General features: G+C 68.7%; 19 protein-coding genes. 12 read left to right on the top strand and 7 right to left on the bottom strand.

What is annotated here, in order from left to right:
• Positions 1-107: 107 nt before the first annotated feature.
• Positions 108-539, top strand: coding sequence for an Hsp20/alpha crystallin family protein (locus V1260_RS11490; protein ID WP_329746953.1), 432 nt, complete (start codon positions 108-110; stop codon positions 537-539).
• Between the two features lie 353 nt (positions 540-892).
• Here the strand turns inward: V1260_RS11490 and V1260_RS11485 are convergent, their stop codons facing one another.
• The 4 genes from V1260_RS11485 to arsB form a co-directional block, all read right to left on the bottom strand.
• On the bottom strand, positions 893-1483 hold the full coding sequence (locus tag V1260_RS11485) for a recombinase family protein (protein WP_329746952.1): 591 nt from the start codon (positions 1481-1483) through the stop codon (positions 893-895).
• A gap of 133 nt (positions 1484-1616) precedes the next feature.
• Positions 1617-2987, bottom strand: coding sequence for an FAD-dependent oxidoreductase (locus V1260_RS11480; protein ID WP_329746951.1), 1371 nt, complete (start codon positions 2985-2987; stop codon positions 1617-1619).
• Positions 2988-3011: 24 nt separating this feature from the next.
• Positions 3012-3440: an arsenate-mycothiol transferase ArsC gene (locus V1260_RS11475; protein ID WP_329746950.1), complete on the bottom strand. Its 429-nt coding sequence runs from the start codon at positions 3438-3440 to the stop codon at positions 3012-3014.
• A 24-nt stretch (positions 3441-3464) separates the two neighbouring features.
• Complete coding sequence (gene arsB, locus V1260_RS11470) at positions 3465-4556, bottom strand: ACR3 family arsenite efflux transporter (protein WP_329746949.1); 1092 nt, start codon at positions 4554-4556, stop codon at positions 3465-3467.
• 81 nt (positions 4557-4637) lie between these two features.
• Between arsB and V1260_RS11465 the strand changes: the two genes are divergently transcribed.
• The 3 genes from V1260_RS11465 to V1260_RS11455 are packed head-to-tail and all read left to right on the top strand — an operon-like array spanning position 4638 to position 6143.
• Positions 4638-5000, top strand: a complete 363-nt coding sequence (locus V1260_RS11465; RefSeq protein ID WP_329746948.1) for an ArsR/SmtB family transcription factor — start codon at positions 4638-4640, stop codon at positions 4998-5000.
• A gap of 40 nt (positions 5001-5040) precedes the next feature.
• The gene (locus V1260_RS11460) at positions 5041-5478 is read left to right on the top strand and encodes an arsenate reductase ArsC (RefSeq protein ID WP_329746947.1); all 438 of its coding nucleotides are present in this window, start codon (positions 5041-5043) and stop codon (positions 5476-5478) included.
• Between the two features lie 2 nt (positions 5479-5480).
• Positions 5481-6143, top strand: coding sequence for an arsenate reductase ArsC (locus V1260_RS11455; protein WP_329746946.1), 663 nt, complete (start codon positions 5481-5483; stop codon positions 6141-6143).
• A gap of 182 nt (positions 6144-6325) precedes the next feature.
• On the opposite strand, the gene V1260_RS11450 is transcribed toward V1260_RS11455, so the two are convergent.
• Entirely contained in the window at positions 6326-6739 is a 414-nt protein-coding gene (locus V1260_RS11450; protein WP_329746945.1) for a DUF302 domain-containing protein, read from the bottom strand.
• Between the two features lie 55 nt (positions 6740-6794).
• Positions 6795-7052, bottom strand: coding sequence for a metal-sensitive transcriptional regulator (locus V1260_RS11445; RefSeq protein ID WP_299305844.1), 258 nt, complete (start codon positions 7050-7052; stop codon positions 6795-6797).
• 157 nt (positions 7053-7209) lie between these two features.
• On the opposite strand from V1260_RS11445, the gene V1260_RS11440 reads away from it, so the two are divergent.
• From V1260_RS11440 to V1260_RS11410, 7 genes are read left to right on the top strand one after another with little or no spacing between them, the layout of a single operon-like run.
• Positions 7210-7506, top strand: coding sequence for a rhodanese-like domain-containing protein (locus tag V1260_RS11440; protein WP_329746944.1), 297 nt, complete (start codon positions 7210-7212; stop codon positions 7504-7506).
• Between the two features lie 27 nt (positions 7507-7533).
• A complete protein-coding gene (locus V1260_RS11435) occupies positions 7534-8403 on the top strand; it encodes a sulfite exporter TauE/SafE family protein (RefSeq protein WP_329746943.1) in 870 nt (289 codons plus the stop codon).
• Complete coding sequence (locus V1260_RS11430) at positions 8400-8792, top strand: thioredoxin family protein (protein WP_329746942.1); 393 nt, start codon at positions 8400-8402, stop codon at positions 8790-8792. The genes V1260_RS11435 and V1260_RS11430 overlap by 4 nt, the downstream gene beginning before the upstream one ends.
• Positions 8789-10066: an MFS transporter gene (locus V1260_RS11425; protein ID WP_329746941.1), complete on the top strand. Its 1278-nt coding sequence runs from the start codon at positions 8789-8791 to the stop codon at positions 10064-10066. Before V1260_RS11430 ends, V1260_RS11425 begins: the two co-directional genes overlap by 4 nt.
• A 53-nt stretch (positions 10067-10119) precedes the next feature.
• Positions 10120-11562 (top strand): MBL fold metallo-hydrolase, encoded by a 1443-nt coding sequence (locus V1260_RS11420; protein WP_329746940.1) that lies wholly within the window; start codon positions 10120-10122, stop codon positions 11560-11562.
• A complete protein-coding gene (locus tag V1260_RS11415; protein WP_329746939.1) occupies positions 11559-12155 on the top strand; it encodes a rhodanese-like domain-containing protein in 597 nt (198 codons plus the stop codon). Before V1260_RS11420 ends, V1260_RS11415 begins: the two co-directional genes overlap by 4 nt.
• 31 nt (positions 12156-12186) lie before the next feature.
• Positions 12187-12351: a hypothetical protein gene (locus V1260_RS11410; RefSeq protein WP_329746938.1), complete on the top strand. Its 165-nt coding sequence runs from the start codon at positions 12187-12189 to the stop codon at positions 12349-12351.
• A gap of 257 nt (positions 12352-12608) precedes the next feature.
• On the opposite strand, the gene V1260_RS11405 is transcribed toward V1260_RS11410, so the two are convergent.
• Positions 12609-12980: a hypothetical protein gene (locus V1260_RS11405; protein ID WP_329746937.1), complete on the bottom strand. Its 372-nt coding sequence runs from the start codon at positions 12978-12980 to the stop codon at positions 12609-12611.
• Between the two features lie 202 nt (positions 12981-13182).
• On the opposite strand from V1260_RS11405, the gene V1260_RS11400 reads away from it, so the two are divergent.
• Positions 13183-14472: an IS256 family transposase gene (locus V1260_RS11400; RefSeq protein WP_329746936.1), complete on the top strand. Its 1290-nt coding sequence runs from the start codon at positions 13183-13185 to the stop codon at positions 14470-14472.
• Positions 14473-14478: the final 6 nt, after the last annotated feature.

The raw sequence follows: 14478 nt of genomic DNA, 5'->3' as shown, positions 1-14478 counted from the left end.
CTGGCACTCTCCTAGGGAGAGTGGTAATCTGATCGCAGTTGAGTCGAAGAGACTCAAGGTTGGTAGGCCACCAATCCAGGAGGTGGCCGAGACAGGAAGGAGACATCATGGCTACCTACGACCCGTTCCGAGAGATGGAGCGTTTCGCGAGCAACTTCCTCGACGCTGGGCGACGGGGCCCTCGGCAGATGCCGATGGACCTGTACCGCGCCGGCGATCACTACGTCCTCTCCGCTGACCTGCCGGGCATCGATCCCGGGTCCGTCGATGTCGACGTCGACGGCCAGCTGCTGACCATCCGCGCCGAGCGAACCCTCGCGACCGATGAACAGGCGCAGTGGATCACCCGCGAGCGCACGGGAGGAACCTTCCTGCGTCAGCTCAGCCTCGGACAGGGACTGGACACCGAGCACATCTCCGCGAGCTACAACAACGGTGTGCTCAGCGTGACGATCCCGATCAGCGAGAAGGCCAAGCCCCGCAAGATCGAGATCACCACGCAGAACGCTCCCCAGCAGATCGAGTCCTCAGCGACCTGATCGACCCACTCCTATCGAAGGCCCCCGGCTCCCCGCGAAGCCGGGGGCCTTCCGTCGCTCAGGAAGCCGAACAAACGGAACCGCCGCCCACCACTCGCGACGATGATCAGCACGGTGCCCAGCTGCGCAACCTTCCAGTACGCAGGTCGGAGTGCATCTGAACCACCTGCGGGGAGCAACCGGGCACGAAGTTTTCTCCTCCGGCAGTGCGCCGCAGTTCCCCCAAGACTCCTGCACCCATCACCTTGTCATCCAGCCGACGGCATGGGAAACCCCGCAGACACAAATCGAGGCGGTCGCGGTCGAACTACTGGCCAAGTATCTTCGAGGGCTGGGCCGAAGCGATTGGTCGTTCAACCGCCTACTGCAGCAGGCCTAGAGAGCCCTCGGGCTTTGGATGTGCCGGCGAGGGCGGCGTCGCGGACGGAGCGGATCTGGTCGCTCTCAAGGGTGCGGGGCCGACCCTTGTAGGCGCCGCGCTTCTTGGCGGCGGCGATGCCCTCGGCCTGGCGCTGGCGGATGAGCTCGCGCTCGAACTGCGCGAAGGCTCCCATCATGTTGAGCTGGAACGCGGCCATCGGGTCTGAGTGTCCGGGCTCGAAGGTGAGTCGCTCCTTCAGGAACTCGATGCTCGCGCCCTTCCGGGGGCGCTGATCGGTGTGCTCGGTAGGGTCGCCGGTGATCTGCTGGACGATGTCGTTGAGGTCGATGACCGACCGGGCCAGGCGGTCCATGGACGCGACGACGACATGGTCGCCGCGGCGGACGTGCCGGATGAGCGCCTGCAGCTGCGAGCGGTCCGTCGCGCTCTTTCCGGACTGCTTCTCGGTGAAGATCTGATCGCACTCCCCCACCGCCTCAAGCTGCCGCGCTAGGTTCTGGCCGGCCGAGGACACCCGGAGGTACGAGACACGCTGCCCCGGGGCCCGATGTGCTCCATTCATGTCTAGGACCCTAGCCGAGACATGTTCCAAAACACCGAAAAGGACCCTGTTGAACAGCAACGATGTCTTGGTGAGGGGTGTCGCTTTTGGGTATACCCCAGCGGGACGCCCATTGGCCGTCCCGCTGGGGCGGTCATCGACTGAGAGTGAGGGTGATTGGCTGGGGGCTGCTGCAGCAGGTGTCCTCGGCGGGCGCCGGTGCGCAGCAACTGTCGGTCGTGGCTGCGGGGGCGTCGCAGCTGCCGCCGAGGTCGGTGGTGCACACCCCGGTTTCGGGCAGCTCGAGGTGGACGGCGTCTGCGGCGGCGCGGTCGCCGGCCAGGGCGGCAGCGATGGAGCGGACCTGCTCGTAGCCGGTGGCCATGAGGAAGGTGGGGGCGCGTCCGTAGCTCTTCATACCGACGATGTAGAAGTTCTTCTCTGGGTGGGCGAGGACGCGTTCACCGTGGGGTTCGACGGAGCCGCAGGAGTGGAACTCGGGATCGATGAGCGGGCCCAGTTGGGCGGGGGCCTCGACCGCGGTGTCCAGGTTCAGGCGGAGCTCGGAGAGGGTGGCGAGGTCGGGTCGGAAGCCGGTGGCCGGGATCAGTGCATCGACAGTCACGGCGCGTTCACCGTCCGGGGTGTTCGCGTGGACGATCAGCGCGTTCTCCAGCGTGAACTTCGTGATCGTGAAGGACGTCTGGACCTCGATGCGCCCGGAGTCGACGAGGTGGCGCAGCCGGGTGCCGAGGGCGCCGCGTGCAGCGAGTTCGTCCTGGTCGCCTCCTCCGTAGACGCGGGAGGGGTCCGCGGCGCGGAGCGCCCAGGTGATCCGGGTGTCTGGGTTGTGCTCAGCGAGGTCGAGCAGGGAGTTGGCGGCCGAGTGGCCAGCGCCGACGACCATGACGTGCTGTCCGGCGAACTGGACGCGGTCTCGTCCGAGCACGTCGGGCAGGGGCCGGGTGATGCGCCCGGCGGTGCGCGCCTCGTGTTCGCCGGCGGCGGGGAGGCCGGCCTGGCCGAGGGGGTTGGGCGTGGCCCAGGTGCCGGAGGCATCGATCACGGCGGAGGCGATGATGTCCTCGCTGACCCCGGTAGGCGTCTGGATGCGGACCAGGAACGGGGTCTCGTTGCGGCCAGCGGTGCGGGTCTTGTCCACGCCGACCCGGGAGACAGCGGTGACCCGCGCTCCGTACCGGATCGACTCGACGAGTCCGGGCAGCTGGGAGAGGGGTCCGAGGTACTGCTGGCGCAGTTCCTGACCGGTGGGCAGCGCCTCGCTGTCCGGCGCGGTCCAGCCGTTCGCCTCGAGCAGTCGCTGGGCGGCGGTATCGAGGTTGTACTGCCAGGGGGAGAAGAGGCGGGTGTGTCCCCAGTCGCTGATCGCCGCTGCCGCGGAGGGGCCGGCCTCCAGGACGAGGAAGGGCAGGCCTCGTTCGTGGAGGTGGGCGGCGGCGGCCAGCCCGATGGGGCCGGCGCCGATGATGACGATGGGCTGCACGGTGGTTGCGGTGGTGAGCATGGTGAGGCTCCTTCGCCCGAGGGGTCAGTTCGAGGATCGAGTGAGGTCGGCCAGGAGCTCGTGGACGCGGGCGTCGATGTCGTCGCGCACCAGTCGCATCCGCTCCATGCCTTCGATGCCACGCTTGGAGGGTTCGTCGGTGTGCCAGGTGGTGACCGGTGCGGTCATCCCCTCGACCGGCTCGATGACGGCCTCCTCGCCGAGGACGATGACCTGGTCGACGCTGCGCAGCAGCTCGGGCGTGACCGGCTGCGGGATGGCGGAGGACATGTCCGCACCGACCTCCGCGATCGCGTCGGCGGACTGCGCGTTGATCGTCGATCCCGGCTGGGTGCCGGCGGAGTAGACCTGGACGGCGTCGCCGGCGTGGTGGCGCATCAGCGCGGCGGCCATCTGGGATTTGCCGCCGTTCTTCACGCAAACGAACAGGACCGCGGGGGGCTTCGTACTCATCATCGGGTGCTCCTTGAGAGGGGGTCAGCGGGTGGGGACGGTGGCGTCTCCGGGGAAGAGCCGCCGCCCCAGCCACAGGGACACGTAGACCAGCGTGACCAGGACGGGTACCTCGATCAGGGGGCCGACGACACCGGCGAGGGCCTGTCCGGAGGTGACGCCGAAGGTGCCGATCGCGACCGCGATCGCGAGCTCGAAGTTGTTGCCCGAGGCGGTGAACGCGACGGTGGTGGACTTCGCGTAGTTCAGGCCGATCGCACGTCCGAGCAGGAACGAGCCGAGGAACATGACCACGAAGTAGACCAGCAGCGGCAGCGCGATCCGGGCCACGTCCAGCGGGTTGGTGGTGATCGCTTCGCCCTGCAGGGCGAACAGCAGCACGATGGTGAACAGCAGCCCGTACAGGGCCCACGGGCCGATCCTCGGCAGGAAGTGCTCCTCGTACCAGGTGCGTCCCTTGACCCGCTCCCCCACCACCCGGGTCAAGAACCCCGCGACCAGGGGGATGCCGAGGAAGATCAGCACGCTGAGGACGATCGCGCCGATCGAGAACTCGGCCGAGGTGGTCGGAAGGCCCAGCCAGGACGGCAGCGCCTGGAGGTAGAACCAGCCCAGGGCGCCGAAGGCGATCACCTGGAAGACGGAGTTGATCGCCACCAGCACCGCGGCGGCTTCCCGGTCGCCGCAGGCGAGGTCGTTCCAGATCAGCACCATCGCGATGCATCGCGCGAGCCCGACGATGATCAGTCCGGTGCGGTACTCCGGGAGGTCGGCCAGGAAGATCCAGGCCAGCGCGAACATCAGGGCCGGGCCGATCAGCCAGTTCAGCACCAGCGAGGAGATCAGCAGGCGCTTGTCGGCGCCGATGCGGCGGGTCTCGTCGTAGCGGACCTTCGCCAGGACCGGGTACATCATCACCAGCAGTCCGATCGCGATCGGCAGCGACACCGAGCCGATCTTCACGGCCTCCAGCGCGACATCGAGGCCCGGGATGAACCGCCCCAGCAGCAGACCGACCACCATCGCGGCGATGATCCACACCGGCAGCCAGCGATCCAGGAAGGACATCTCTCTCATCACCCGTGGCTGCTCCACGTCCGTGACCGTTGTACTCATCAGCTCCCGACACCTTCCATCGACAAATGTCGATGCGAACACTATGCTTCACATCGAAGGCTGTCAATGTAAGGTGAGGCCATGACCACGACCATCGAACTCGACGCTGCCACGGGGATGCCCGGCGACACCGAGGGGTGCTGCGCGCTGTCTGCGGGGCCGCTCGCCAGTGTCGAGGCCGAGCGGATCGCGAGCCTGCTGAAGGCCCTGTCGGATCCCACGCGGCTGCGCCTGCTCTCGCACGTGGCGGCGCAGGGCTGCGAGTCGGTGTGCGCCTGCGACCTCACCGAACCGCTCGGCATCAGCCAGCCCACCATCAGCCATCACATGAAGAAACTCGTCGACGCGGGCCTGCTCACACGCGAGCAGCGGGGCCGCTGGGCTCACTACTCGCTCATCCCCGCCGCCTTCGCCGAGCTGCGCGCCTTCCTCGACCTCGCCTGACTCCGAATTCCCACCCATCCTCACCTCTTGGAGGCTCCCCATGACCACTCGCCCCAGTGTCCTGTTCGTCTGCGTCCACAACGCCGGCCGCTCCCAGATGGCCGCGGGCTGGCTGCGGGAGCTCGCCGGTGACCGCATCGAGGTCCGCTCGGCCGGCTCCACCCCCGCCGATTCCATCAACCCCGCCGCGGTGGCCGCGATGGAGGAGGTCGGTATCGACATCTCCGACCAGGCCCCGAAGATCCTCACCATCGAGTCCGTTCAGGCCTCCGATGTAGTGATCACCATGGGCTGCGGCGACGCCTGCCCCTACTACCCCGGCAAGCGCTACGAGGACTGGAAGCTTGACGACCCAGCGGGCAAGGGTGTCGACGAGGTCCGCCCGGTACGGGACGAGATCAAGGCGCGCATCGAGGAGCTCATCGCGAGCCTCCTTCCCCAGGGCGCACCGGCCGGCACCCCCGGGCGCGGTGACTGACCATGTCTCCCTCACGCGAGACTCCCGCGCTGCTCAGCGCCGACCACGTCCTGCACACCATCGCCGAGGATCTCGCGCAGCGCTTCACGGGGGTGTTCGCCCCGGAGACCGTTGAGCGCTACGTCTTCGAGTCCTACACCGCCCTGGCCCGCACCGCGAAGATCACCTCCCACCTGCCATCCGTCACTGAACGCTTCGCCCGAGACCGCCTGACCGCCCTCGCGCAGGCCAAGGGCGCGGCCCCTCACGACGTACCCGAGATCCTCTTCGTCTGTGTCCAGAACGCCGGCCGCTCCCAGATGGCCGCAGCCCTCCTGAACCGCCACGCCGCCGGCCGCGTCCATGTCCGCTCCGCTGGCTCCGCACCCAGCACCGACCTGCACCCGCGCGCCGTGGACGTCATGCAGGAGATCGGCATCGACCTCCACGCCGCCTTCCCCAAGCCCCTCACCGACGACGTCGTCCGCGCCGCCGACGTGGTCATCACCATGGGCTGCGGCGACGCCTGCCCCCTCTACCCCGGCAAACGCTACGAAGACTGGGACCTCCAAGACCCCGCCGACACCACCCTCGAGCAGGCACGCCAGATCCGCGACGACATCGACACCCGCGTCCGCCACCTCCTCGACGAGATCCTCACGCACAAGACCCCAACCGCCCAGTAACTGCCTCGACGGGTGTGTCCCACCAGGGGAAGCCGAGCGCAACAATTACCCCGCGGTCACTGGGGGTGCCGAGAGATTCACTGCGGCCGCATTGCGCCAGATCTGCGCCACCGGGTTCACCACAGCGCGACACCGTCACCAGATGGCGGGCCGCGGGGGCCCGCTGAGGCGCCAAGGGGAGGTCAGTGGGCGCGCGACAGCGACGCCAGGGCTGCGCGCAGCCGCGCATCGGCGTCGTCGGCCACCGCCCGGACGTGGTCGCTGTCGCTGAGCTGGACCATGACCTTCGGATCCATCGCCTCGACGATGCTGTGGCCTGCCTCGTCCCCGCCGCGGACGATGACGTTGCACGGCAAGAGGGCGCCGAGCTGCGGCTCCGCGGCGAGGGCCCGGCGAGCAAGGCTGGGGTTACAAGCGCCGAGGATGATGTAGTCGCCGATCTCCTCGGCGGCGGCGGTATCGAGCTTCTTCTCGAACGTGACCCGCATGTCGATCTCGGTGATGATCCCGAATCCCTGCTCGGACAGCGCTGCGCGCACGCTCTCGACGGCCTGCGCGTACGGCTGGTCGAGGGTGAGGTGATGGGTGTAGGTCATCGCATTCTCCTTCGGATCGTCGTGCCGGACCTCGATCATCTCGAAGTCCTGGGTCTCAGGCCAGGGTCAGGAACAGCTTCTCGAGCTCCTTGCGGTCCAGATCCTTGTCCGGGCTGGTCATGCACTGCTCCATACCGCTGGCGATGATCGCGAATCCGGCGCGGTCCAGCGCCTTGGAGACGGCCGACAGCTGGGTGACGACGTCCTTGCACTCACTCCCCTCCTCGATCATCCGGGTGACGGCGGCGAGCTGTCCCTGAGCCCGCTTGAGGCGATGGATGACGGGAGTCATGTCCGAAGGGTCGAGTTCCATGGCGTTCTCCTGACTGAGGGTGATGGCTCGATCCTATACCCCCGGGGGTGTCTTGCATACCCCCCTGGGTATGTGAGAGTGTGCGTGGCAGTGGCGATGGTTCGCCTGCCGCGACGGATCCTGTCGCTGGCTCTTCGATGCTCGAGAGGGAGTTGTCATGTCTGAGATCACTGTTGCCGAGGTAGACGTCCGTCGCGTGCGGGACCAGATCGTCGATGTCCGGGAGGACGAGGAGGTTGTCGAAGGGATGATCCCCGGGGCGCTCCACATCCCGCTGGGTCAGCTGGCCTCGCGGACGGCAGAGCTGGACCGTGCGCGGCCCGTAGTCACGGTGTGCCGCAGCGGCAAGCGCAGCGCGCGCGCAGCGGAGGAGCTCACAGCGGCCGGTTTCCAGGCCGACACCATGAACGGCGGCATGATCGCCTGGCGAAACGCCGGCCTGCCGACCTCCTGACGCCCCACCTCGACAGAAAGGTCCTCCGTGACGTTCACCCTCGTTTTGACCCTGCTGCTGGCGGTCCTGATCGGCGTCTCGCTCGGACTGCTCGGCGGCGGCGGCTCCATCCTGACCGTGCCGATCCTGACCTATGTCGCGGGACTCCCGCCCAAAGAAGCGATCGCCGCCTCCCTGTTCGTCGTCGGGACCACCTCGGCAGTCAGCGCCATCAGCCACGCCCGCGCAGGCCGGGTGCGGTGGCGCACCGGGTTGATCTTCGGGGCAGCCGGGATGGTCGGCGCCTTCGGCGGCGGCCTCCTCGGCGGCTACATCCCGGGCACCGTGCTGATGATCGCGTTCGCGCTGATGATGGTCGCGACGTCGATCGCGATGATCCGCGGCCGCAAGGGCGCCCGCGCAGAGGATGCCTCCGCACGCGAGCTGCCCACGGTGAAGATCGTGGCCGAAGGGCTCGCGGTCGGACTCGCCACCGGCCTGGTCGGCGCGGGCGGAGGGTTCCTGGTGGTGCCCGCCCTGGCGCTGCTGGGAGGGCTGCCGATGCCGGTGGCGGTGGGCACCTCGCTGGTGGTGATCGCGATGAAGTCCTTCGCGGGGCTCGCCGGCTACCTCACCTCGGTCTCGCTGGACTGGGCCCTGGTGGGCGGGGTGACCCTGGCCGCGATCCTCGGCTCACTGCTCGGATCCCGCCTGGCCGGGCGGATCCCCGAAAACGTCCTGCGCAAGGGCTTCGGCATCTTTGTCCTGGTGATGGGGGCCTTCGTCCTGGTCCAAGAGCTGCCGGGGATCGCCGGCACCATCGCCGGCGCAGTAGCGGTGCTGCTCGCCCTCGCGGCCGCCGGATGCTGGTTCCTGCTGCCGAGCTGCCCCCTGCGCACGACGCGGCGGCCCGCATGAGCGCCTCCGCGCCCGACGCACCCGGGCGCGTCCTCGCTCTGACGGAGGCCACGTTCGGCTCCGCGATCCGTTCTCATGAGCTGGTCGTGGTGGACTTCTGGGCCTCCTGGTGCGCCCCGTGCCGACGCTTCTCCCCCATCTTCGCTGCCGTCGCCGCTGAGCACCCGGAGGTGCTGTTCGCCGCCGTCGACACCGAGGCGGAGCCCGCACTGGCAGCTGCCGCGAACATCCGGGCCCTGCCCACGCTGATGCTCTTCCGCGACGGGCTGCTGGTGCAGACCCACCAGGGCGGGCTCCGCGCCTCCCGCCTCACCAGGATGCTCGAGACAGTGCGCGCCCAGGACATGGGTTCCGCGGGCGCGCCGGCCCCGGAGGCTGGTCAAGGATGACCCATCGCGCCATCACTGCTCCGCTCCGATGGGGGCTGCGGGAGAACCTTCCCCAGTTCCTGCTGCTCGTGGCCGTCAACGCCCTGGTCGGGGCGACCCTCGGGCAGGAGCGGACCGTGCTGCCGCTGCTGGCCACTGAGGAGTTCGGGCTGGACCACTACTCCGGGGCGCTGACGTACATCCTCGCCTTCGGCCTGGCCAAAGCCGGCGCGAACTACCTCGCCGGCACCCTCAGCGACCGCCACGGGCGCAAGCCCGTACTGGTCGCAGGATGGGTGCTCGCCCTGCCGGTCCCGGTTCTGCTGATCCTGGCCCCGACCTGGGGGTGGGTCGTGGCCGCGAACGTCCTGCTGGGTATTAGCCAGGGCCTGACCTGGTCCACCACCGTGGTGATGAAGATGGACCTGGTCGGCCCCCATCGTCGCGGCACCGCCATGGGCCTGAACGAGGCCGCCGGCTACCTGGGGGTCGCCGGGACCGCTATGGCCACCGGATACCTCGCCGAGGTCTATGGACTGCGGCCTGCACCGTTCCTGCTGGGCGCCGCCTTCATCGCCCTCGGCCTGGGACTGTCGGTTCTCCTGGTGCGCGAGACCCGCGATCACGCGCGCCACGAGCCTGGCGGCACCCGGCACCGTGACGCCGAGAGCCGCAGCGATCGGGAGGTCTTCGTGCTGACCAGCGTCCGGGATCGGTCCCTGTCCTCGATCAGCCAGGCCGGCCTGGTCAACAACCTCAACGACGGCCTCGCCTGGGGGCTGTTCCCCGTCCTGTTCGCCACCGCCGCACTGCCGCTGGGACAGGTCGGACTGCTCGCCGCGATCTACCCGGCCACCTGGGGCGGCGCGCAGTTGGTGACCGGCTCGCTCTCAGACCGGTGGGGCCGCAAAGGCCTCATCGTCGCCGGCATGCTCACCCAGGCCCTCGCCCTCGTGCTGATCGCCGCCGGATCGACCTTCCCGGCATGGCTCGGCGCGATGGCGCTGCTGGGAGTCGGCACCGCGATGGTCTACCCGACCCTGCTCGCCGGCGTCGGCGACGTCGCCCACCCCTCCTGGCGGGCACGCGCGGTGGGCGTCTACCGGTTGTGGCGTGACGGTGGCTTCGCCATCGGCGCGCTGGTTGCCGGCATCACCGCCGATGCCCTCGGGCTCGAGGCCGCGATCCTCATCGTGGCCGCCCTGACCGCCGCCTCCGGCCTGGTGGTCGCCCTGCGCATGCGTCCCACCGACCACCTGCCAACCCCCGCATTGCATACCCCCGGGGGTACCTGATACCCTCGGGGGTATAGCTCGACCGTTATCGCCCACACCGCACAGGAGGAATCATGCTTCTCGAACGCATCTATGACGAGGACCTGTCCCAGGCCAGCTACTTCATCGGCTGCCAGTCCCAGAGCGTGGCGCTGGTGGTGGATCCACGGCGCGACATCCAGGTCTACCTGGACATCGCCGCCCACCACGGGATGACCATCACCGCCGTGACCGAGACCCACATCCATGCCGACTTCCTCTCCGGCACCCGCGAGCTGGCCGCCGCCACCGGCGCCACCGCGTACGTCTCCGGCGAGGGTGGGGAGGACTGGACCTACGGCTTCGACGCCGAGCTGCTGCACGACCGCGACACGATCCAGCTAGGCAACATCACCGTCGCCGCCCGCCACACCCCAGGCCACACCCCCGAGCACCTGTCCTACCTCGTCACCGACGGAGCCTTCACCGACGAGCCCGGCTACTACCTCACCGGCGACTTCGTGTTCTCCGGGGACCTGGGCCGCCCGGACCTGCTGGACGAGGCCGCCGGCATGCAGGACACCCGGTTCGAGGGCGCCAAGCAGCTGTTCGCCTCGCTCAAGAGCGCCTTCCTCACCCTGCCCGACCATGTGCAGGTCTTCCCCGGCCACGGCGCCGGCTCGGCCTGCGGCAAGGCGCTCGGCGCTCTGCCGTCGACGACCGTCGGCTACGAACGGAAGTTCGCCTGGTGGGCCACCTACCTCGAGCGCGACGACGAGCAGGGCTTCATCGACGAACTGCTCGACGGCCAGCCCGACGCGCACGCCTACTTCGCCCGCATGAAGCGCCAGAACAAGCAAGGTCCCGCCATCCTCGGCCGCCGCCCCACGCCGGGAGTGGTCGGCGTCGAAGAGCTCACCCGCGGACTCAAGGACGGCACCTACGCCCTCATCGACACCCGTCCCGTGGACCAGGTCCACGCCGGGACCGTGCCCGGCGCGCTGAGCATCCCCTCGCTCGGCAAGGCCGCCACCCACATCGCCTGGGCCTTCGACCCCGAGAGCGACGACGCCCACCTGGTGGTGCTCGCCGAGAGCGCCGAGGACGCCGCCGAGTACGGCGACCACTTCGTGCGGGTCGGGGTGGACTCCCTGACCGGCTATGTCACCTCCCTCGACGGCCTGCCCACCACGGTCCCGGCGGTGGTCTCCCCGGCCGATCTCCAGGCGCTGCGCACGAAGGACTCCACGGCCCTGCTGCTGGATGTGCGAAACCGCAGCGAGCACGCGGACGGCACCATCACCGGCGCCGAGCAGCTCTCGGCCGGGAAGGTCCTCTTCCACCAGGATGACCTGCCCGATCCCGGTGCGGGCCGCCTGATCACCTTCTGCCAGTCCGGTCTGCGCAACTCCGTCGCCGCCGCGGCGCTGCGCCGCGCCGGCCACGACGTGGTCGAGCTGGAAGGCAGCTACGCCGGCTGGTCCCAGTGGACCGCGCAGCAGCACGACCTCGCGACCACCGGGGAGGATGCCCGATGACCACCGCCGCACAGATCGCCCCCCGTACCGTCGCGCCGGCCGAGCTCACCCGACGCCTCTCCGAGGATCCGGAGCTGATGATCGTCGACGTCCGCACCCCGGGCGAGTTCGAGACCACCCACATCCGCGGCTCCTACAACGTGCCCCTGGACCTCCTCACCGAGCACACCGAGGCCCTCGCCGAGCGCATGCACGACCACGTCGTGCTGGTCTGCCAGTCCGGCGCCCGGGCGAGCAAGGCCTGCTCGGCACTGCACGAGGCCGGCTTCGACACCGTCGACGTCCTCGAGGGCGGCATCGCCGCCTACCAGGCAGCCGGCGGCACCGTGGTGCGACGCGGAACCCGCTGGGCGATGGACCGCCAGGTCCGCATGACGGCCGGCTCCCTCGTCCTGCTCGGCACCCTGGCCGGTCAGCTGATCCACCCCCGCCTGGGAATGGTCGCCGGCGCCATCGGCGCGGGCCTGACCTACTCCGCCCTCAGCGACTCCTGCGCCATGGCCTCGGTCCTCTCGAAGATGCCCTGGAACCGCGTCGCACCGGACCCCTCCCTCGCAGCCCTCTTCGAGAAATCGCCCACGCAGGCCGCCTGAACCACCCCGCCACCACCGCAAGGAGAACCCCATGTGCCGAGCCACCACCTGCCGCACCTGTGGAAAGACCACCTGGGCCGGCTGCGGCCAGCACGTCGACCAGGTCATGAAGAACGTCCCCCAGCGGGACCGCTGCCCAGGCCACACCGACGACGCCCCCCGCGCCGGCTTCTTCGCCCGCTTGTTCGGACGCTGACCCCACCGAGCACTTGACGTCATACCGGAGCCCTCCACGAGCACTGCTGTGCCCGTCGAGGGCTCCCCTCTACTCAAAGCAGCGCGCGTCGTGTCGTGAGGTGCGTATCAAACTGGGACACCCCAGCGAAACAGCTACCGGACGGTCTTTTACGGTTCCCAATAGGGTCAACTTTCGCACTTTTGTTACACAACTGTCGCACTGGCTATACCCAACCGGGCCACGTTCGGCGGGCAAGCCTCGAGCAGCGACGCAGGTCAGGTTCTTCGGATGTGGTCGGTTCGCAGCGGTGCTCCGATGCCGAGTGAGGTGACCAGTGCGATGGCGACCGATCCGCCCGCGACGGCGAGTACTGGTCCTGTGAGGCTTGAGAAGCTGAGGTTGGTGATCAGTTCCGGGTCCATGCCGCGGTTCCCCGTTTCGACGAAAGCGACGGCGACCAGGTGCCCAATGGCCAGGGCTGCTCCCCCACCAACCACCAGTGGAAGTGCCACCTCGAGCCAGTGCGCACGGCGCAGCACGTCCACGGGAATCCCGAGGAGCCGGAGGCGGGCATGCTCCTGCCGGCGGCTCATTGCCAGATCGGCCGTGCCGAGCAGGAAGGCGCCCAATCCCACAGCCAGGACCACGAGGTTCAGCAGGCGGATGGTATCGATCGTGGCCTGATACGGGGCGAAGTCCTCTGCCGTCCAGCCGATGTGGGCGTTGGATCCCAGTTGAGTCCCGCATAGTGGTGTAGCGCGGTCGCTGAGTTCGTCCCGGACGAGGACGCGGCCACCGTGTGATCCTTCGAGTCAACCTTCCACAGAATCCTCGAACGGAGTCATCACGATGACCGCTCCCCACATTGTCGACCCTCACGGACTGCTCGGTGAAGCCCTGGCCGAAGCCTCCCCGGATCTGATGTGCACGATGCTGCAAAGGATCATCAACGAGCTCCTCTCCGCGGACGCTGACGCGATCGCCGGCGCCGAATACGGCCGACCCAGCCCCGAGCGGACCGCCCAGCGCAACGGCTACCGCCATCGCGACCTCGATACCCGCGTCGGCACGATCGACGTCGCCGTCCCCAAGCTCCGCACCGGCACCTACTTCCCCGAATGGCTGCTCGAGCGCCGCAAGCGCGCCGAATCCGCTCTGATCACGGTCGTGGCGGACTGCTATCTCGCCGGCGTCTCCACCCGACGCATGGCTCCCCGGATGCACGCTTCGCGCACATCGCATCCGGGGCCCCAGCTCGTCAAGACCCTCGGCATCAACTCGCTTTCGAAGTCCCAGGTCAGCAGGATGGCAGCCGATCTGGACGAGCATGTTGAGCAGTTCCGCCACCGCCCGCTGGATGCGGCCGGGCCGTTCACGTTCGTCTCCGCTGACGCGCTGACGATGAAGGTCCGCGAGGGCGGGCGCGTGATCAACGCCGTCGTCCTGCTCGCCACCGGCGTCAACGGTGACGGGCACCGCGAAGTACTCGGCATGCGGGTCGCGACCAGCGAGACGGGAGCTGCGTGGAACAGCTTCTTCGCCGACCTCGTCGCCCGTGGCCTGGGCGGAGTCCGCCTGGTCACCTCCGACGCCCATGCCGGGCTGGTCGAGGCGATCGCCGCCCATCTGCCCGGCGCGTCCTGGCAGCGCTGCCGCACCCACTACGCAGTGAACCTGATGAGCATCTGTCCCAAGGGAATGTGGCCGGCCGTGAAAGCGATGCTCCACAGCGTCTATGACCAGCCCGACGCCGCCGCGGTCAACGCCCAGTTCGACCGGCTGCTGGACTACGTCGACCAGAAGCTCCCGGACGTGGCCGAACACCTCGACGCAGCCCGCGCTGACGTCCTCGCGTTCACCGGCTTCCCCAAGGATGTCTGGGTCCAGATCTGGTCCAACAACCCCACCGAACGCCTGAACCGCGAGATCCGCCGACGCACCGACTCCGTAGGCATCTTCCCCACCCGCGACGCCATCGTCCGCCTCGTCGGCGCGGTCCTGGCCGAACAGACCGATGAATGGGCCGAAGGCCGCCGCTACCTCGGCCTCGACGTCCTGGCCCGCTGCCGCCTCACCATCACCACCACCAACCCTGCGAACGAGGTGAGCACCGATACCCTGCCCGCACTGACAGCCTGACCCCAC

The organism is Brachybacterium sp. J144 (assembly GCF_036321705.1).
Taxonomy (GTDB): Bacteria; Actinomycetota; Actinomycetes; order Actinomycetales; family Dermabacteraceae; genus Brachybacterium.
Note: the sequence above shows the minus strand (reverse complement) of the source record. Positions and strands in the feature narration are given on the sequence as shown.